We start from the raw sequence: 16,683 nt of genomic DNA, 5'->3' as shown, positions 1-16,683 counted from the left end.
CCCCGGGGCACGCGGGCGTGGGGCTACTCCACGTCCGCGTCCTCCAGCGTGCCGGTCATGTCGGTGGTGCCGTCGATCCCGCCGACGCCCTTGCGGGCCGCGACCAGCTCGCCGTCCTGCACCACCTGGAGGGTGACGTCCGCGTTCACCATCCGCGGGAAGCCGACCGAGGCCAGCTTGCCCTCGTAGGGCCAGCGCAGGGTGGGCGTGAGGCCCCCGGTGGAGACCGCCAGCCCGCCGTCCAGCGTCTTGCGCACGGAGTCGGCGCTCACCTCGCCGTCGCCGATCTTCTCCAGTACGGCCTTCAGCACGGTGTAGGCGATCCAGGTGGTCTGCACCCCGGCGTCCGCGGGGTCGATGCGGTTGTCGCCGAACGCCTCCTTGTTGATCACCTGCTTCATCTGCTTCCAGCGGGCGTCGTTCGAGGGCGGGTACCAGCCGGTGACGTACGCCCCCTCGTACGGCCCCGAGGAGCCGCCGGTCGCGTTGATCATCGTCTGGTCGACGCTGCCCAGCACCGTGCCGAGCCGCACCGCCGGATAGCCCGCGCGCTCGCGCCGGAAGGAGTCCATGAAGGTGTCCGTGCGGTCGCCGAGCGCGGGCACCACACAGCCCTTCTTCAGCGGGTCGCCGGCCGCGTACCGGAGCGACTTGTCGGACGGGGTGCCGTACTCGGTGAGGTCCTCCGCCACGAGCTGGTCCCGCGCCTGCGGGTGCCCGCCCGCCTTCAGGCCGGAGTCGAGCAGGGCGGGCAGCTCGTCGCCCGCGATGCTGTCGGGGCGGACCAGCGAGACCGGGCCGCAGCTTTCCGAGAGCGCCCGGCCGAGACCGGCGAGCAGCGCGGGCTGACCGCCGTTGACCGGGTACGACATCATCCCGGTGAACTCGTCGGTGGTGACGCCGTAGCCCCCGATATAGGGGATGCCGGCGCTCTCCAGCGGGGCGAGGAAGGAGTCGCCGAACTGGCTGTAGGAGCCGACGACGGCGACCACGTCCTCGTCGGCCGCGCGCCGGGCGCACTTGGCGGCGTCCACGCTGTTGTTGTGGTCGTTGCAGGTCAGGACCTGGATCTTGCGGCCGCCGAGGCCGCCCTGGGAGTTGATCCACTTGGCGTAGGCGAGGGCCATCGCCGGCATGCCCGGTTTGTTGGTGGCGTCGGTGTCCTGCGGCGCCCAGGTCATGACCTTGACGGGGTCCGCGGAGCCCGTGACGGAGGGGAGGACCCCGCATCCGGCGGTGAGCGCGGCGCACACGGCCAGCGCGCCCAGGGACAGGGCGGACGCCCTGCCGGGGCGGGCGGAAGGTGCCGTGGGGGAGGCGGAGGGAAGGGGGGACGTGCGGGTGGTGCGGGGCCTGCCGGTCATGGACCCGCACGATTCCCTCACACCGCTAACCCGCGAGTGATCCACGGTCAACGGAAGGTGACTCCCGGGTGAATTGCGGGGGTCGATGCGGCGCGCGGGCCGATGAACGTACGATCGGTGACCGTGCAAGGTTCGGAGAACTCTTCCCGTCGCGGCCGTCGCTCCTCCACCATGGGCGGCATGCCTTTGAACGACATGCCGTGGTGGCGCTGGCGCACGCACGTGCGATCGGCTCTGCACATGCTCTCCGACCCCGTCTTCCAGCGGGACGTCTGGCTGGCCGGCGTCGACGGCTACGGCGACGTCACCGACGCCGTGTACCGGCTGGTGGAGGACACCTGGCTGGACAACTGGTCGGCGGAGAAATACGTGGGCACCATCTTCCGCGACTCGCAGGAGGCGGCGCTCGTCGACACCGCCGTGCTGCGGGTGCTGCGGATCATGCACCAGGTCGGCCCGGACGCGCCGGTCTCCGCCTACGTCGACCATCCGGGCTGGCCGGAGGCCGTGCGGGCGGCCCGGGACGCGCATGTGCGGATGGCGGCGAGCGACGGCGAGGAGCCGGACACGCCGCCCAAGAGCCTGGAAGTGCTGCGGATCGTGACGCGCTCCGCGTGATCGTGGCCCGGGTCCGCCCGTCGTGACCCGGTCCGGGGAGCGGACGGCGGCCCGTCGCCGGGGCCGTGTGTGGGACCCTGAGTCGCATGAACGAGCAGTCCGCGCCCGCCGCCGCCCCGGCCGACCAGTACGTCCTCACCCTGTCCTGCCCGGACAAGAAGGGGATCGTGCACGCCGTGTCCAGCTATCTGTTCATGACCGGCTGCAACATCGAGGACAGCCAGCAGTTCGGCGACCACGACACGGGTCTGTTCTTCATGCGCGTCCACTTCACGGCCGAGGAGCCGGTCACCGTGGACAAGCTGCGCGCGAGCTTCGCCGCGATCGGTGACTCCTTCCGCATGGACTGGCAGATCAACCGGGGCGACCAGAAGATGCGCATCCTGCTGATGGTCAGCAAGTTCGGGCACTGCCTGAACGATCTGCTGTTCCGGGCCCGGATCGGCGCGCTGCCGGTGGAGATCGCCGGCGTGGTCTCCAACCACACGGAGTTCGAGGAGCTGGTCGGCTCCTACGGCGTTCCGTTCCACCACATCCCGGTCACCAAGGACACCAAGGCGGAGGGTGAGGCCCGGCTGCTCGACCTCGTCCGCGAGGAGCGGGTCGAGCTGGTGGTGCTCGCGCGCTATATGCAGGTGCTCTCGGACGACCTGTGCAAGCAGCTCAGCGGCCGGATCATCAACATCCACCACTCCTTCCTGCCGAGCTTCAAGGGCGCCAAGCCGTACCACCAGGCGCACGCCCGGGGCGTCAAGCTGATCGGCGCCACCGCGCACTATGTGACGGCCGACCTCGACGAGGGGCCGATCATCGAGCAGGAGGTCGAGCGGGTCGGGCACGGGGTGACCCCGGACCAGCTGGTGGCGATCGGCCGGGACGTGGAGTGCCAGGCGCTCGCGCGCGCGGTGAAGTGGCACGCGGAGCGCCGGATCCTGCTGAACGGACGCCGTACGGTCGTCTTCGCCTGAGCCGTCGAGCCTGCGGCTCGGCCGGCCGCCCGCCGTCCCGCCCCCCGTCCCCTCCGTCTTACTGCTCGGCGACGGTGAAGTAGCGCGCGAACGCCGGTACGACGTCCCGCTCGTCGATCTCGCCGTCGCCGTCGGTGTCCAGCGCCGCGGCGATGGGCCCGGCGATCTCCTGGGGCACCTGGCACACCCGCAGCAGCCGCGCGGTGTCCTCGACGGTGACCCGGCCGTCGCCGTCGGCGTCCGCGACGGCCAGCGCGGCGCCCAGGAAGGGGCGGGCGATCTCGGCGAACCGGTCGGGGTTGTCGCGCAGCCGCTTGACCGCGCCGCCGACGAACTCCTGGCGGGTGATGCGCTGATCGCCGTCGCGGTCCGCGATCCCGGCCATGCCCTGCCAGAACGCCTCGGCACCGGCGTACAGCGCCTGCCCGCGGTCGGAGCGGGCGGTCACGGCGAACTCGGCGAGCAGCGCCTTGGCCACCGAGTTGAAGTCCTCGCGGGCGATGAATCCGTTGCCGTCCTGGTCGAAGGTGGCGAACCGGGCGGCGATCCTGCGCTCGTACTCGGTGCTGACCATGTCTGTTCGTGCCGCCTTACATGTGCGTGGGGGTGATCTCGCGTTACTCGCGTTACTCGCGTTACTCGCACGGAGCGTACGGCGTGGGTGACGGCAAAGTGACGGAAAACAGAGGGTTGTGCCAAGACTGGGGGAATTCCGCGACACGGACGACGGGGACGTGTTCGGGCACGGCGGCTCAGGCCGACAGGGGGTCCGCTTCGTCGGTCGTGGCGGTGTCGAGGTCCGGGTGGCAGTCGAAGAGGCGGCGCACGCCGAGCGCCCCGAGCACCCGGTTGACGTGCGAGCCGTCGTCGGCGCCCCGGTCGGGCAGGATCAGCCGCAGCTGCCCCTGGCAGGAGCGGATCAGCCGACGGGCCGCGATGAGCACGCCGACGCCGCTGGAGTCGCAGAAGAAGACGTCGGAGAGGTCCACGACCAGGCTGTGGTGGCCCTCGGCCACGACGTCGTGCACGCGTTGGCGCAGCACCGGGGAGGTCATGAGGTCCAGTTCGCCGCGCACCTGGAGCACGGCCCATTCGCCTCTTTCGACGCCGGTCACATTGAATGCCACGGCCCAGCCCCTCCGCTCGCGGGTTCTCCCGGAACCGCCCGGAACCGGAAGCCGTTCCTACGTTTCATTCCGCGCGGCTGCCCAGCCGCGTTTCCCCGAAACTCAATGCGGCAAACAGCACACGATCGTTTAGGGACTTGTTTCAGTCACTACCGATCCACTTCGATCAGATATACACGTAGCGTCTGTGGGGAAAGTGTGAAGAGGGCACTATCACCTGCGGCGCTTCCGCGGCGCCCTTTGGCACAAACAGACGTGCCCTGTCGGTGGCGCCGACTACATTCGGGACAACGGACGCACGGACGGATGGACACCGGCGGGCCACACGACGGGCGAGGGGAGGGGACCCCATGGCCAAGAAGGACGCGCCACCGCGCTGGGACCGCAAGATGCAGCAGCGGCTCGCCCGCGGTGAGGCGGCCGCCCTGGGCGAGGCGTACGACCGGTTCGCGTCCCTGGTGCACAGCCTGGCCCACCGTGTCCTCGGCGACGAGAAGGCCGCCGACGCCGTCACCCGCGAGGTCTTCGCGCACATCTGGGAACACCCCGAGACGTACGACCCGAAGCAGGGCCCGCTGCGCACCTGGATCGCGGCGGTGACGCACCGGGTGGCCGTCCAGCGCCTGCGGGACCGGGAGGAACGGAGACGGGACGAGGGACCGGACGGCGCCGAGGACCTGCCGGGCGGCGATGAGGATCTGGAGAGCAAGGTGCGCCGCGCCTCCGTGGCCGCCCGCGCCGACTACATCGTGCACTCCATGCCGGTCCCGCTGCGCCGCGCCCTCGAACTGGCGTACTTCCAGCGCCGCGACTACCGCCAGACCGCCGCCGACCTGGGCGTCACCGAGGACGAGGCGCGCCGTCGGCTCCGCCTCGGCCTGCAACTGCTGTCCACCGCCCATGACGCGGGGGCGCCCCCGGGCTACGGCGGTGCGGCATGAGCGGGGCGGAGGAGTTCCGGGCGGAGTACGGAGAGCCCCATGAGCGGCGGATACCGACGCCCCGCGCCTCCGTGGAGGACGGCGGCCGCCCGCTGCCCGACCCCGTCGGCCGGGGCGAGGAGGTGCCCGTGCCGCTCGATCTGCCGCACGACGTGCTGAAGTCGCTGCTCGGCGCGTGGGCGCTGGCCGCGTGCTCGGCGGCGGAGACGGACGCGGTGGAGCACCACCTGGGCGACTGCGGCGGCTGCGCCGACGAGGCCCGCCGACTGCGCGAGGCGGTCGGCCTGCTGCACCAGCCCGAGACCCTCGACCTGGACCCGGCGCTGCGCACCCGCGTCCTGGACGCCTGCCTCGACCGCCGGCCGCCGCGCATCCCGGTACCGGAGTGGGCCGCGCCCTACGACGCGGAGACCGCCCGCCTGGACGCGCTGCTCCAGGACTTCGGGGACGCGGAGTGGCATGCGCCGGTGCGGCTGCGCTGGTTCGAGGACGACGCCCGGACGACCCGTCGTACGACCGTCGCGGGCGTGATCGCGCACCTCCTGGCGGTCGACGGAGTGATCGCGACGGCGCTCGGCCTGGACGACCCGCTCGGCCACGCGCCCGGGGCGACGGGCCCGTCGGCCCGCACGGAGGCGTACTGGCGGTCCACCCCGTTCCCGCAGACCTGCGCGGTGCACGCGCCCTGGCGCGAGCAGACCCACGCCCTGGTGCGGACGGCGTCCTTCACCGGAGGCAACGCGCGCGGACTCACCGTCCCCTACGGCGGCTTCGAACTCCCGCTGCACGACGCGATGCTGGACCGCGCGTTCGGCTGCTGGGTGCACGCGGAGGACATCGCGGACGCGGTCGACTACCCGTACCGTCCACCGGCCCCGCGCCATCTGAACAAGATGATCGACCTCGCCGTCCGCCTCCTCCCGGGCGCGCTGGCCGCCCGCCGCCGCTCCGGCCTCTCCACCCCGCCCCGCACCATCCGCCACCTGGCCCCCGCCGGCCACCCCGGCCGCACCCTCCGCCTGGAGATCGAGGGCCCCGCCGGCGGCAACTGGCTGATCCCCCTCGACTCCCCGTCCGCCACCCCCTCCACCGACCTGGAGGTCGCCCACGTCGCCCTGGACTCCGTCGAGTTCTGCCACCTGGCCGCGGGCCACCTCCTCCCGGAGGAAGCGGCGGCGGGCCAACTCGGCGACAAGGAGGCGATCAGGGATGTGCTGTATGCGACGGCGTCGTTGAGCAGGATGTGACCGCGGCCGAGGGCGCGTACGGGTGTCGGTCAGCGGATCTCGTAGACCTCGTGGGGGACGGCACGTTCCCAGACCGCCTCGAAGGCGTCCGAGCACTGCTTGACGATGCCCGGCTCGGTACGCAACTCCATGGCCGGATCCGCCCATTCGCCGGTGCCGGTGAAGTGATTGAAGAGCACCTTCACCCCGTCGAAGATCCACAGATCCGCACCCGGCAGCATCAGATCGACGGCCCGGCTCCGGGGCAGCCACCGCACCTGCTCGCCGGCCGCGACATTGACGGCCGTCGCCGCGTGCTCGTAGCGGATGTAGTCGGTGACCGGCTCGGAGACGACACGGGTACGCCGTACGACGACGCCCCGGGCGACCGCACCGGAGATCAGATCCACCCAGGGCGCCCAGTACTCCGAGGCAGGGTCAAGGTCCCTGTGGCCCGTGCCGAGCCATGCGTTGAAGTCGTCGGCCTCGTCGCCTACCGCGTACTGGTCACGCATTTCGAGGTGGACCGCCGAGTGCTGGGCGGCCTCCATCAGTTCGTCAAAGCTGGGCACCTTCTGCGGCATCGCAGGCATTCCTTCAGTGTCGGCACCAGGCGGGCCGGAATCCGGATCATGGTCTTCTGGACGGGCCAGGAGGCGCTGATCAGGCGGTCGGATGGGCGGGGGACGGAGCCGGAGGACGGATCCCCGTCAGGTACTCCGCGCGTCGGCGCAGGAGCGGGGCCAGCTCGACGTACCAGCCACGGCCCACGGCCTGAAGCATTTCAGCGAGGGCGACCTGTTCGCCGATCCGGCCGGCGGGGGTGTCGAGGACATGGGTGAACTCGGCACGGATGCGCTCGGCGACGGCGGGGACGCGGAGGCTGTTCACGTAGAGCATCGCGGGGTCGTAGCCGACGGGGACGGCGCCCCAGCGCTCCCAGTCCAGGATGACAAGGGGGGCGTGGGTGAGGTTGGCCCACTGAAGGTCGGCGTGCCCGGTGACGCGTTCGGTGATGGCCGGGGCGGTGATCCCCAGGAACTCGGGGAAGACCCGGTCGGCCCAGGACTGGCGGATGGTCTCGCGGGGCGGTTCGGCGGTGCTGAGGGCGTCCAGGCTCTCCCGCAGGGTCGCCCACCAGGAGTCCGGCAGGCGCGGATCCGCGGTCAGGTCGGGTGTTTCCGGGGAGATGACGGGATGGGCGATGTAGTCGATCAGCTCGGCTTCGAAGATGTACTCGCCGCCGTCCCAGCGGTATAGGTCGTGCAGGTGCGGGCGGGGCACCTTGTCGGACACCCGTTCCTCGGCGAGGGCGATCCCCTCGTTCCGGGTGGTGGGGGTCTTGGCCGCCTCGCCGCAGTGGACACGGAGCCAGTGACCGTCTGCGGTGCGGCTGCCGATGGTCCGGCCGAGCCACCCCCAGACCGGCACTCCCGTTGGCGTGGTGGACAGACGGACAGCGGCGAGGGCCAAGGCGTCCTCCATGCGTGCCCTAGTGGTCTCATCCCTGGGCGAGTACATCGGTGACCTTTCTGAGGTGTCCCGGATCAAGCGGGGCGGCGACGGCGGCCTTGGCAGCGGCCCAATGGTCGGCGGTTCCAGCAGATAGCAGTACCACGTCCAGGCTCGGGCAGGAGGCTGCAGCGAGAAGACAGGCGGTGCCCGGCGAGGCTCCCGGGCGGATGAGCTCGGCGAGTTCGGGCGTGACGAGACGAGGCAGTTCGCCGCCGTGCAGAGGTGAGGACCCGAAGGTGATCAGGCCCGCCGCACGAGCCAGGACGAGGGGGCCCCGGCCATCGAGGGCAAGGACGATCGGCCTTGCCATGACGAGGCTGACCGGCTGTTGGACGGCCCGCAGGTGATGTTCACCCGAGCCGGCGGCCTCGATGGCCAGCTCCAGGAGTTCGGATACGGAGAAGGCGTCATGCATGAACCCCGACCAGGTGGCCACGCCGTACCCACCGATCCTTCCTGCACAGGCGAACTCCTCCAGGACCGCGAACACCTCACGAAGCGCCGCGTGAAGCTCTACGGGACGGAGGCGGGCGCGCTCCGGGTTGTGGACGAACACGAGGTCGATGCGGCCGAGAGTGGCCAGAGACCTCTCCGTCTGCCAGCGGATGAAGCCGGGGTCGAGGCTGTGTCCGGCCCGAATCTGGGCAGTGGCGAGCAGCCCGGCTCGGAGAGCTGCTCCGCCTTCATCTGGGGTGAAGAACCCAGTCTTCGTCGCCACCATGGCGCGTGGGTGGTCGGCGATGACGAAGCCGAGCGCCTGGTGGGCACCGCCGTAGTTGGGAGCGGTGTCGATCCACACGACCCCGTCGGCGCACGCGGTGCGGGCCGCCTCTTCGACGGCGCGCACCCGGTACGTCCCAAGTCCGAGGGAAGCGGTCATGAGGAGCCCCCGACCACGGCGACAACTTGACCGGCAACCAGCGTGGAGACGACCTCGGCCACCTGCACGAGGGTGAGATCGGACTCGGCGGCCAAGCCCGCGAGGGTTGTCGGCGATCCACCAGCGAGAAGGCGGAGGACCGGGGCGACAGGGAGGGCGAAGGTCCACTCCTTCCCCGCCCCGGCGAAGGTGACGGCCTGGCTGTCCTGTTCGATCCGCGCACGAGGCGCCGTGGTCTGCACGGTGATGCCCGGTTCGGCGGGAACGGCGGTGAGGTGGGGCAGAGACAGCCGCGGGTACCCGGGGTGCGTCTTATCAAGGGACTCTTCCCAGCGGTTCAGAACAGCAGAGTCGTCCAGGGCGGTCAGCACCTCCTGCCGTACGGCAGCCAGGTAGTCCGCCCGCTCCTCCGGAGTGCCGAAACGCGGTACGTCGGCCCGGACGGTCACGCTCGCCCGGAGGTCGTCGCACAGCCAGCCCAGGAACTCGGCGCCGGTCTGAGTGGCGAGTCCGAAAGTGAGGTGCAGAGAGGCGGTGCCCTGGTCGGCGCTCACGGCGTGCCACCAGCCGCGTGGCAGGTAGAGCGCGTCGCCGGGCGTCAGCACGACGTCCGCGATCGGGTCGCCCGCCGGGGCCTTTGGGGCTTGGACATCTCGCCAGGCGGGAGCCTGCCGGGTGGGGCCGTAGATCTTCCACCGCTTGGAGCCTTCGAGCTGGAGCACCACCACGTCGTGGTCGTCCCAGTGGGTGCCGAAGCCTTCCTCGGCGGTCCATGAGGCGTACACGTTGACCTGCACGGGCGTGCGGAAGAACCGTTCGAGGCCAGCTGCGGCTTCCCGGACGGGCGGGTGGATCTGGTCGATCGCGTCGATGACCAAGGACGCGCCTTCGGCAAGCCGGGCGTGGAATTCGACAGGCTGCGGCTGATGCCAGGACACCCCGCGACGGTTCGTACGGAGGATCGAGTACGCCGTTGCGGGGACGGCTTCACCGATGCGGGAAAGCCGCATCCGAGGCGGTTCGAGCCGGTGAGTGGCCACGATCTCGTTGAGGTCGTCCCAGGCCAGCAGCAAGGGGCGAGCGTTGCCATTGGAGCGGATCACTTTGTGGGCCCGGGAGCACGTCTGGGCGAGGAACGTGTCCCCGCCCAGACGCTCGGCCCACGATGCGGAATCAATCACCGTGGGTCTCCTGCGTCGATCAGGTGTCGTTCATGTCCGACTTGCCGCCGGTGTTGTCCGAGGCATCCTCGGCACGCGAGCGGGCCGCAGCGATGCGGCGAACACCGATGAGCAGGCCGCTGGTCTGCTCGGTGGGAGCGTTCTCGTTCATCCGTACTCCTTCCTGATCTCGATGGGTCCCGCCGGGGCTCCGGCGGGAAATCTGTGGGGTCAGCTCCCCGGGTCTCCGGCTACGACCAGGGCGACCACCAGGACACTGACGGCGAAGACGTACAAGAGGACGGCGAGCTGTTGACGCCAGCCCCAGGGGGCGGGCGGTCAGCCGCGTTCCAGGCTGGACACAGCGGGCCCCAGGTGGGACGTTGCGGACGGCCCTACGGCCCGCTGCGAGGAGGAGACTGCCTCCCGGCGGCTGAGACCAGTCAACTCCGCTGGCCAGAAGCCCAACAGGGCATTTCTCTAGGCACGTTGTAGGCACTCGGAAGGCAGATTGCGGCTACGCTCTTCGGCGCCCGACTCGACCAGCGGACGGCGGGATGATGGCGAACGAAGCTCTTCGCAGACACAGAAACGCTCGGCAGTGGACTCAGACCCAGGTCGCGGAACGCGTGTGCGCTCAGGTCCAGGCAGCCACCGGGCGTGATCCGGAGCTCGATGCGAATTGGGTCTCCCGCCTTGAGCGAGGAGCCATCACGTGGCCTTCCGGTGACTACAGGGCAGCCCTGTGCGCGGTGTTCCAGGTCGCCAGCGAAGCGGAGCTGGGCCTCTTTCCGAAGGGGTCCGCCGCACCAAAGGAAAGGCCGGCCGCAGGGGTTCCGTCAGACGATGTCCGATCCCTGGCCGCCGATACGGAGCTGTCCACCCGACTGGCTCGGCACGCGGCGGAGACCAACGTCAATACGCTCGTGCTGGAGCAGTTCGACGCTGACGTCGAACGACTTGCCCGGGACTTCGTCAGCCGGCCTCTGCCTCTTCTGGTCCCGGAGATTCGTATGGCTCGGGGTGCGGTGTTCCGATTACTGGAGGGTCGCCAGCACCCCAGCCAGACCCGTCACCTTTACGTGGTCGCGGGGTGGTTATCCGGTCTCGCGGCGCATGTGTCGCTGGACCTGGGGGACCGTACCGGCGCAGCTACTCATGCCCGCACCGTGGTGCAGTGCGCGGAGATCTCGGAGCACTCACAGCTACGTGCGTGGGCGCGGTCGTTCCAGTCACTGGTCGCCTACTGGGCGGGGGACTACCGGCGGGCAGGCGATCTCGCGCAGGCCGGACATAGCGAGGGTCGAGGGCCCGGCACGGGCACGATCAAGGCCCGGCTGCTGAGCTTGGAGGCCCGTGCCCGTGCAGCCGAAGGGGACAACCACAGCGCGCTGCGGATACTCGCACTGGCCAATGAGGCACGGGTCGCTGCGGGACCCGACGAGTTGCCCGGGATCTTCTCATTTCCCGAGGCCAAGCAGTGGGCCTACGCCGGTACCACCTTGTTGGCCGTCGGGGGCGCCGAGCAGACACGCCACGCCATAAGCGCTTCCAATCGTGCCGTGGAGCTGTACTACGCCGGGCCGGAAGACGACCGTTCCCCCGGTGATCTACAAGCCGCCCACCTGGACATGGCCACGGCCTACCTTGCGAGTGGCGAGATCGACAGAGCCGGTGCAACGCTCTCGGAGGTGTTCACCGCCGAGGGATTCACGGCGAGCATCACCATCAGGCTCCGCAATCTGGCCGCGCTCCTCGGAAGCGAGCCGTACCGTGGCGCACAGGCGGCAGTCGATCTCCGCACGCACATTCACGAGGTGACCGCCCGGCCCGCTCTCGCCAGTAACCCTACGGAGCCCTGATGACCGACCAGTCCGCGTGTGATCACCTGGCCACTGACCGCAGTCTTCTTTCCACCAAGGCGTATGGCACGGGCCAGCACCTGGCCGCCCGCCAGTCCCTCTACCGGTGGCAGACGCCGCGCCATGACCTTCCGGGCATCGTCGTGAACGAACTGGCCGGGGCGCGTGGCGTGGTCGCGGACGTGGGTTGCGGTAACGGGAAGTTCGTCGCCCGGGTGCGAGAAACCCGTCCCGACCTGTCCGTGCTTCCCATGGACGTCTCTCACGGCATCCTCGGCGGCATACCGGGAGCCGTCGTCGCCGACGTCCAACAGCTCCCCATCGCTGATGGAGCCCTCGGCGCGGTCCTTGCGCTGCACATGCTGTACCACGTCCAGGACCAGGACCAGGCCATTCGAGAGCTGGGCCGCGTACTGGCACCCGGCGGTACAGCGATCGTCTCCACGAACAGTCAGACCGACAAGCGGGAATTGGAGCACCTCTGGCGTCAGGCCGCGGGCGATGTGCTGGGCATCCAGGAGGGACCGGCCCGAGTGCAGTTGTCCGCACGGTTCACCCTGGAGGACGCGCCAGGGATTCTCGGTACGGTCTTCGGCGAGATCCGCACGATCCCCCTCCCCGGCGTGATCGAGGTGACCGACGCTGAACCGGTCGTCGCGCACTTGGCCTCGTACGAAGCCTGGGCGGACAAGATGGGCGTCCCGTTCCGGGAGACGATCGAGCGCGCGCGGGAGCGGGTCAACGAGATCATTCAGGCGGAGGGCGCCTTCCGCATCGGCTGTCTTGGCGGCATGCTCGTCTGTCGATGAGCCCTGGTACCCCGTACCCCTTCGGATCGCTGCCCTCAAGCCACCACCACACACACGCAGAAGAGGGACACGCCGTAGAACGCAATAGCGAGATGCAGCATCACCCATAGGCGATGCAGCCGGATGCGGTGCATCCTAGGAAATCTACTGTTGTGTTCGTCTCGCGCCTGTATGAGTCCCTCTTTGGACCCCAGCACTCCTCGTGCCACCAGGTCTGCGGTCAATGCCCGTGCCTGAGAGAGGTGGTAGGAAGCTCGTTCGTAGTACTTAGATACGGCAACAGCCCCGTATACGCCCGTCAACACGACGAAGATACATAGGGGTATGACGTTGAGCGTGAACTTCTGCTGCACGATCAGAGCGCTCAGAGCAGCCGTAACGACAATGAGGAGGTTCGTCAGCGTGGAGCGTTGCGTTTCACACTGCCGTAGCTGCTCTCGGTGCTCCTTCCAGTAGGCGCGTATCGCCTCGTCTGAAGCGTTGGGCATGAAGCAACTCCTTCCCAGCATTGGCACACTAGACACACGAGCCAACCGCTTCGCCGCGATGGCGAACCCGCAGCAGTGGAGATACCGTAGCGTGAAGATCTTCATCAGCAGCGCCCGCACAGGACTTGAGGCAGAGCGCGATGCCCTCGACGGATTGATCCGCGCTTTGGGTCACACTCCTGTGCGGTTCGAGGACTTTTCCGCACAGACCACTCCTAGCCGGGAGGCGTGTCTGAGGGCCCTGGCATCCGCGGATGTATGTCTCCTCCTCCTCGGCCCGTTCTACGGCCACGTCTTCCCTGAGACAGGGCAATCGGCTACGCACGATGAGTGGGTGGCTGCGCAGGCAGCAGGCATGCCAAGGATCGTCTACCGTAAGCAAGACGTGGTGTTCGAACCAGAGCAGCACAAGTTCGTTCGGCTCGTGGAGGCCTATGCCACTGGAGTTTTCCGCAACTACTTCCGCACTTCAACAGACCTGATGACCAAGGTGGTACAAAAGGTTAAAGAGCTGGAGTCAGCCGCGTCTCCTTTGGCCTTCGCCAAGCTTGTGCAGCAACCGACCATCCATTGGATCTCGGACAGTACGGCTTTCCAGACCGCCGGCAGCCACGAATCCATGCTGGAACTACACGTCATGCCACTGGAGTTCCCCGGATACTCGACACGGGAGCTGGATCAACTGGGTGCATCTCTGATGGACCGAGTCCGAGCTACTCGGACGATCGGGAGCGATGTCGCGCTGAACCCCATCAGGTCGGATGAGTATGTAGCCGTCGGAATCCCTGCCAGTCGGCCACGGTCGTGGGGCGCACCCCAACGAGGCGAGCTTGCGGAGTGCCGTCTGTATAAGACTGGGCAGCTCTCCATCCGGGCTACGCTGCCCCGAGACGGCCTGGGCGCAATCTTGGACCCTGATGCGCTGCCTCAGCAGGTCGCCGACCTACTGAGGTTTTCTGGGGCGCTTAATATCGTCCAGGAGGACCGCATCGTGGTGGCGGCTGGCGTGTCGACCGGGGCAGTCATGAGTGTCGACACCTTTGACCCTCGGCAGTCCCGCCGGTCTGCGCAACCGATAGGCTTCGGGCGCTCGCGGCGCCCTCTCCGGACCGAGCCCGATGAGTCCGTCACTCTTGCCGCTCTCGGAGCTGGTGCTGCGGAGGTTGCTCCCCACCTCGCGCAAGCGTTGATCTTGCAGGTCCGCAGGTAGCGCCGAACTGACTCAGTGGACGATGTGGACCGCACGGTGGATAAGAACCCAGATCAAGTTGTGCGGATGACCTGAGGCCGTGTCCAATTACCTGGCCGTCGGCGCCCAGCGGCGGAAGTCGAGCGGGCCGTTCAAGGTGGGCCGCTCGTAGACTCCGGACTAATGCGAGGAGTTCGGCTCCTTGGGCCGCGACAACGGCGTGGCGGCGCTGGAGGCCGAGATCGCCGCTTTGAACGAGCCACGGCGAGAGGGATGGGCATGTCGAATACCGAAGGCGCACGACTGTTCCGGGAAGCCTGGATCGCCGGAGTCCGACAGCACTTTCCCGGTGAACCGAAGGCCAGGTACGTCACGCCGTGAGAGGACACCCCGCAGTGGGAGCGGGAGGCCGCAGGGGTGGTCTATGAGCAGGTCCGGCAATTTGTCGAGGTCAGTGGTGGGCGCACGGCCCGGCTGTCGCGCGAGCAGAAGAGCCGCTTCGTGGCGACGTGCTGGACGGCCCAGATGTTCAAGCACTTCGAGGACCCGAAGCCGGGATACGTCGCCGACTGGCCCGAGCTGCCCGGCTGGCAGCAGGAGACCGACGCGGATGTATTTGAAGCCATCGAGGCATCGCTGACGTGACAGACGCGGCCTTCAGTAGCTGGTCAGGTCTACGACCACGTCGCACAGGGGGTCGTCCGACGGATTCTGGAAGTGCTCGTTGTCGAGGAAGCCGGAGATGATTCCGGCGAGCAGGCCGGGGCCGGTGTGGCTGATGATCACGTCGGTGCCGTAGGTGCGGCTTCCGTCGGGGGCCGTGAGGTACAGCCGCATGCGGTCGATGCCGGTGATCACCAGCCCCTTGAAAGCGGGTTGGTACGGCGTGCGATCGACGACCAGGGTGCGGATGATCCCGGGCAGATCGTCGAAGACCCCTTGGTGGTGGTCCTGGCGTGGAGCCGTCATAGATCAGCATCCTGCCTCACGTCGAAGAGAACCGCTCGCGCAATGTGTACTTGAGAACCTTCCGCAACGGTCCGTTCCGAGGCAACTCCGCCACCACCTCCAGTCGTTCGGGAAGCTTGTGCGCTGCCAAGCCGCGCGTGCGGAGGTACGAGACGACCTCCGGCAAGGTCAACTCCGCCGCGCCCAGGCGCCGTTCCAGCACCGCGCACACCAACTCCCCCCGCTCCGCATCCGGCAGACCTATCACCGCCACGTCCCCCACCCCCGGATGCCCGTGCAGCAGGTCCTCGATCTCCTTGGCGGAGATGTTCTCGCCCTTGCGGATGATCACGTCCTTGGCGCGGCCGGTGAGGATGAGGTGGCCGGTGGGGGTGAGGTGGCCGAGGTCGCCGGTGGGGAGGTAGCCGTCGGGGGTGAAGGGGGAGGCGCCGAGGTAGCCGTGGCAGACGGCCTCGCCGCGCAGGTGGATTTCGCCGTCCACGATGCGGATGTCCATGCCCGCGGGTGGGCGGCCCTCCGTCGTGGCCAGGTTGGCGGGGGTGTCCGCGGGGTCTCCCATCGTGATCATCGGGGCCTCGGTCATGCCGTAGCCGTGGGTGAGCTGGACGCCCAGTTCGCGGACCACCTGGTGGTACAGCTCGGGCGGCTTGGGGGCGCCGCCACCCGCGAGGAGGCGGAGGGTGGGGATCAGCCGGGTGCCGGGCCGCTTGCGTTGCTCCGTGAGGAAGAGGGAGTAGAAGGCCGTCGAACCGCCGGCCACCGTCACGCCGTGGCGGCGGTACTCCGGCAGGGAGTCCGGGAGCGCGAAGTGTTCCAGGAGCAGCGCCGGGACGCCGTACAGCAGCAGCATCACCAGGTAGTCCGCGCCGCCCACGTGCGCGTAGGGGAAGGCGATCGAGCCGACGTCGTCCGGGCGCAGCCGCAGCGCGTGGGCCAGGCAGGAGCCCGCCGCGATCAGGGAGCGGTCGGAGTGCAGGACGCCCTTGGGGGTGGACGTGGTGCCCGAGGTCCAGTAGATCCAGCGGACCTGGGTGCCGGAGGGGGGTGGGGCGGGGAGGGTGGAAGGGTCGCCGGTGGGGAGGGTGTCGTAGGCCGGGAAGACGCCGGGGGCGCCCAGGCGGTGGGCCATCGCCGTGTGGTCGTGGCCGCGCCACACCCCCGGGACCGCGAAGAACGACGCCCCCGACCGCCGTAGTGCGAAGGTCACTTCCCGGTCCCGGTAGAAGGGGATCAGGGGGGACTGGACGGCGCCGAGGCGGGCCAGCGCCAGGGACAGTACGGCCGTCTCGATACGGGTCGGCAGCTGCCAGGCCACCACCGTGCCGGGGCGCACCCCCATGCCGTACAGGCCCGCCGCCACCCGCTCCGCCCGCGCGCACAGCTCGCCGAAGGTCAGCGAGCGGGACGACTGGAGGAAGACCGGGCGGTCGGGGGTGCGGGCGGCGCGGCGGGCGGCCAGTTCCCACAGGGTGCGGGCACAACTCAGGGAGCGCGCGGTCTCGTTCACGGATGCCAGAGGGGACGGGTCGTCCATGGTCGCCACCTGCCTTTTGCCGCCCGGGAACAC

At 69.1% G+C, this 16,683-nt stretch carries 18 protein-coding genes and 1 pseudogene; 8 read left to right on the top strand and 11 right to left on the bottom strand.

Annotated elements, in window-relative coordinates; translation table 11 throughout:
• Positions 1–23 precede the first annotated feature (23 nt).
• Positions 24–1,364: an ABC transporter substrate-binding protein gene (locus ACLF5H_RS11480; RefSeq protein WP_421675954.1), complete on the bottom strand. Its 1,341-nt coding sequence runs from the start codon at positions 1,362–1,364 to the stop codon at positions 24–26.
• 117 nt (positions 1,365–1,481) lie between these two features.
• Between ACLF5H_RS11480 and ACLF5H_RS11475 the strand changes: the two genes are divergently transcribed.
• Positions 1,482–1,982 (top strand): SCO4402 family protein, encoded by a 501-nt coding sequence (locus tag ACLF5H_RS11475; protein WP_078967678.1) that lies wholly within the window; start codon positions 1,482–1,484, stop codon positions 1,980–1,982.
• Between the two features lie 86 nt (positions 1,983–2,068).
• Complete coding sequence (purU, locus tag ACLF5H_RS11470; RefSeq protein ID WP_421675953.1) at positions 2,069–2,950, top strand: formyltetrahydrofolate deformylase; 882 nt, start codon at positions 2,069–2,071, stop codon at positions 2,948–2,950.
• 58 nt (positions 2,951–3,008) lie between these two features.
• Here purU and ACLF5H_RS11465 read toward each other — a convergent pair whose 3' ends face one another.
• Together ACLF5H_RS11465 and ACLF5H_RS11460 are read right to left on the bottom strand one after the other, a co-directional pair.
• On the bottom strand, positions 3,009–3,524 hold the full coding sequence (locus ACLF5H_RS11465; RefSeq protein ID WP_421675952.1) for an EF-hand domain-containing protein: 516 nt from the start codon (positions 3,522–3,524) through the stop codon (positions 3,009–3,011).
• Between the two features lie 178 nt (positions 3,525–3,702).
• Positions 3,703–4,077: an STAS domain-containing protein gene (locus ACLF5H_RS11460; protein ID WP_421675951.1), complete on the bottom strand. Its 375-nt coding sequence runs from the start codon at positions 4,075–4,077 to the stop codon at positions 3,703–3,705.
• Between the two features lie 350 nt (positions 4,078–4,427).
• Here ACLF5H_RS11460 and ACLF5H_RS11455 point away from each other — a divergent pair, with 350 nt between their 5' ends.
• Both ACLF5H_RS11455 and ACLF5H_RS11450 read left to right on the top strand, forming a co-directional pair.
• Positions 4,428–5,018, top strand: a complete 591-nt coding sequence (locus ACLF5H_RS11455; RefSeq protein ID WP_421675950.1) for an RNA polymerase sigma factor — start codon at positions 4,428–4,430, stop codon at positions 5,016–5,018.
• The gene (locus ACLF5H_RS11450; RefSeq protein ID WP_421675949.1) at positions 5,015–6,265 is read left to right on the top strand and encodes an MDMPI N domain containing protein; all 1,251 of its coding nucleotides are present in this window, start codon (positions 5,015–5,017) and stop codon (positions 6,263–6,265) included. The genes ACLF5H_RS11455 and ACLF5H_RS11450 overlap by 4 nt, the downstream gene beginning before the upstream one ends.
• A 29-nt stretch (positions 6,266–6,294) precedes the next feature.
• On the opposite strand, the gene ACLF5H_RS11445 is transcribed toward ACLF5H_RS11450, so the two are convergent.
• The 5 genes from ACLF5H_RS11445 to ACLF5H_RS11425 form a co-directional block, all read right to left on the bottom strand.
• Positions 6,295–6,828, bottom strand: a complete 534-nt coding sequence (locus tag ACLF5H_RS11445; protein ID WP_421675948.1) for a DUF6879 family protein — start codon at positions 6,826–6,828, stop codon at positions 6,295–6,297.
• A gap of 79 nt (positions 6,829–6,907) precedes the next feature.
• Positions 6,908–7,765 carry a hypothetical protein gene (locus ACLF5H_RS11440; protein ID WP_421675947.1) on the bottom strand — a complete coding sequence of 286 codons (858 nt, stop codon included), beginning with the start codon at positions 7,763–7,765 and terminating at the stop codon, positions 6,908–6,910.
• Complete coding sequence (locus ACLF5H_RS11435) at positions 7,746–8,639, bottom strand: aldo/keto reductase (protein WP_421675946.1); 894 nt, start codon at positions 8,637–8,639, stop codon at positions 7,746–7,748. The genes ACLF5H_RS11440 and ACLF5H_RS11435 overlap by 20 nt, the downstream gene beginning before the upstream one ends.
• The gene (locus tag ACLF5H_RS11430; protein WP_421675945.1) at positions 8,636–9,820 is read right to left on the bottom strand and encodes a cupin domain-containing protein; all 1,185 of its coding nucleotides are present in this window, start codon (positions 9,818–9,820) and stop codon (positions 8,636–8,638) included. The genes ACLF5H_RS11435 and ACLF5H_RS11430 overlap by 4 nt, the downstream gene beginning before the upstream one ends.
• A gap of 19 nt (positions 9,821–9,839) precedes the next feature.
• Positions 9,840–9,971, bottom strand: a complete 132-nt coding sequence (locus ACLF5H_RS11425; protein ID WP_421675944.1) for a hypothetical protein — start codon at positions 9,969–9,971, stop codon at positions 9,840–9,842.
• Positions 9,972–10,356: 385 nt separating this feature from the next.
• On the opposite strand from ACLF5H_RS11425, the gene ACLF5H_RS11420 reads away from it, so the two are divergent.
• The gene (locus tag ACLF5H_RS11420) at positions 10,357–11,661 is read left to right on the top strand and encodes a helix-turn-helix domain-containing protein (protein WP_421675943.1); all 1,305 of its coding nucleotides are present in this window, start codon (positions 10,357–10,359) and stop codon (positions 11,659–11,661) included.
• On the top strand, positions 11,661–12,470 hold the full coding sequence (locus ACLF5H_RS11415) for a class I SAM-dependent methyltransferase (protein WP_421675942.1): 810 nt from the start codon (positions 11,661–11,663) through the stop codon (positions 12,468–12,470). The genes ACLF5H_RS11420 and ACLF5H_RS11415 overlap by 1 nt, the downstream gene beginning before the upstream one ends.
• Positions 12,471–12,505: 35 nt before the next feature.
• On the opposite strand, the gene ACLF5H_RS11410 is transcribed toward ACLF5H_RS11415, so the two are convergent.
• Complete coding sequence (locus tag ACLF5H_RS11410; protein WP_421675941.1) at positions 12,506–12,958, bottom strand: hypothetical protein; 453 nt, start codon at positions 12,956–12,958, stop codon at positions 12,506–12,508.
• A gap of 91 nt (positions 12,959–13,049) precedes the next feature.
• Between ACLF5H_RS11410 and ACLF5H_RS11405 the strand changes: the two genes are divergently transcribed.
• On the top strand, positions 13,050–14,168 hold the full coding sequence (locus tag ACLF5H_RS11405; protein ID WP_421675940.1) for a DUF4062 domain-containing protein: 1,119 nt from the start codon (positions 13,050–13,052) through the stop codon (positions 14,166–14,168).
• Between the two features lie 258 nt (positions 14,169–14,426).
• Positions 14,427–14,792: pseudogene (locus ACLF5H_RS11400) on the top strand (hypothetical protein).
• Positions 14,793–14,804: 12 nt separating this feature from the next.
• Here the strand turns inward: ACLF5H_RS11400 and ACLF5H_RS11395 are convergent.
• Both ACLF5H_RS11395 and ACLF5H_RS11390 read right to left on the bottom strand, forming a co-directional pair.
• Positions 14,805–15,116 carry a hypothetical protein gene (locus tag ACLF5H_RS11395; protein WP_421675939.1) on the bottom strand — a complete coding sequence of 104 codons (312 nt, stop codon included), beginning with the start codon at positions 15,114–15,116 and terminating at the stop codon, positions 14,805–14,807.
• A 16-nt stretch (positions 15,117–15,132) separates the two neighbouring features.
• A complete protein-coding gene (locus ACLF5H_RS11390; RefSeq protein ID WP_421675938.1) occupies positions 15,133–16,650 on the bottom strand; it encodes a class I adenylate-forming enzyme family protein in 1,518 nt (505 codons plus the stop codon).
• Between the last annotated feature and the right edge of the window lie 33 nt (positions 16,651–16,683).

The sequence above is a fragment of the Streptomyces sp. LaBMicrA B280 genome (genome assembly GCF_049222185.1).
GTDB classification, from domain to species: Bacteria; Actinomycetota; Actinomycetes; order Streptomycetales; family Streptomycetaceae; genus Streptomyces; species Streptomyces murinus.
The sequence above is the reverse complement of the archived record's forward strand: the minus strand, read 5'-3'. Positions and strand labels throughout refer to the sequence as shown.

Bases quoted from the DNA above. Each gene is read 5' to 3' on its own strand.
- ACLF5H_RS11480 (WP_421675954.1), bottom strand. From the start codon at position 1,364: ATGACCGGCAGGCCCCGCACCACCCGCACGTCCCCCCTTCCCTCCGCC.
- purU (WP_421675953.1), top strand. From the start codon at position 2,069: ATGAACGAGCAGTCCGCGCCCGCCGCCGCCCCGGCCGACCAGTACGTC.
- ACLF5H_RS11465 (WP_421675952.1), bottom strand. From the start codon at position 3,524: ATGGTCAGCACCGAGTACGAGCGCAGGATCGCCGCCCGGTTCGCCACC.
- ACLF5H_RS11455 (WP_421675950.1), top strand. From the start codon at position 4,428: ATGGCCAAGAAGGACGCGCCACCGCGCTGGGACCGCAAGATGCAGCAG.
- ACLF5H_RS11450 (WP_421675949.1), top strand. From the start codon at position 5,015: ATGAGCGGGGCGGAGGAGTTCCGGGCGGAGTACGGAGAGCCCCATGAG.
- ACLF5H_RS11445 (WP_421675948.1), bottom strand. From the start codon at position 6,828: ATGCCGCAGAAGGTGCCCAGCTTTGACGAACTGATGGAGGCCGCCCAG.
- ACLF5H_RS11440 (WP_421675947.1), bottom strand. From the start codon at position 7,765: ATGTACTCGCCCAGGGATGAGACCACTAGGGCACGCATGGAGGACGCC.
- ACLF5H_RS11435 (WP_421675946.1), bottom strand. From the start codon at position 8,639: ATGACCGCTTCCCTCGGACTTGGGACGTACCGGGTGCGCGCCGTCGAA.
- ACLF5H_RS11425 (WP_421675944.1), bottom strand. From the start codon at position 9,971: ATGAACGAGAACGCTCCCACCGAGCAGACCAGCGGCCTGCTCATCGGT.
- ACLF5H_RS11420 (WP_421675943.1), top strand. From the start codon at position 10,357: ATGATGGCGAACGAAGCTCTTCGCAGACACAGAAACGCTCGGCAGTGG.
- ACLF5H_RS11415 (WP_421675942.1), top strand. From the start codon at position 11,661: ATGACCGACCAGTCCGCGTGTGATCACCTGGCCACTGACCGCAGTCTT.
- ACLF5H_RS11410 (WP_421675941.1), bottom strand. From the start codon at position 12,958: ATGCCCAACGCTTCAGACGAGGCGATACGCGCCTACTGGAAGGAGCAC.
- ACLF5H_RS11395 (WP_421675939.1), bottom strand. From the start codon at position 15,116: ATGACGGCTCCACGCCAGGACCACCACCAAGGGGTCTTCGACGATCTG.
- ACLF5H_RS11390 (WP_421675938.1), bottom strand. From the start codon at position 16,650: ATGGACGACCCGTCCCCTCTGGCATCCGTGAACGAGACCGCGCGCTCC.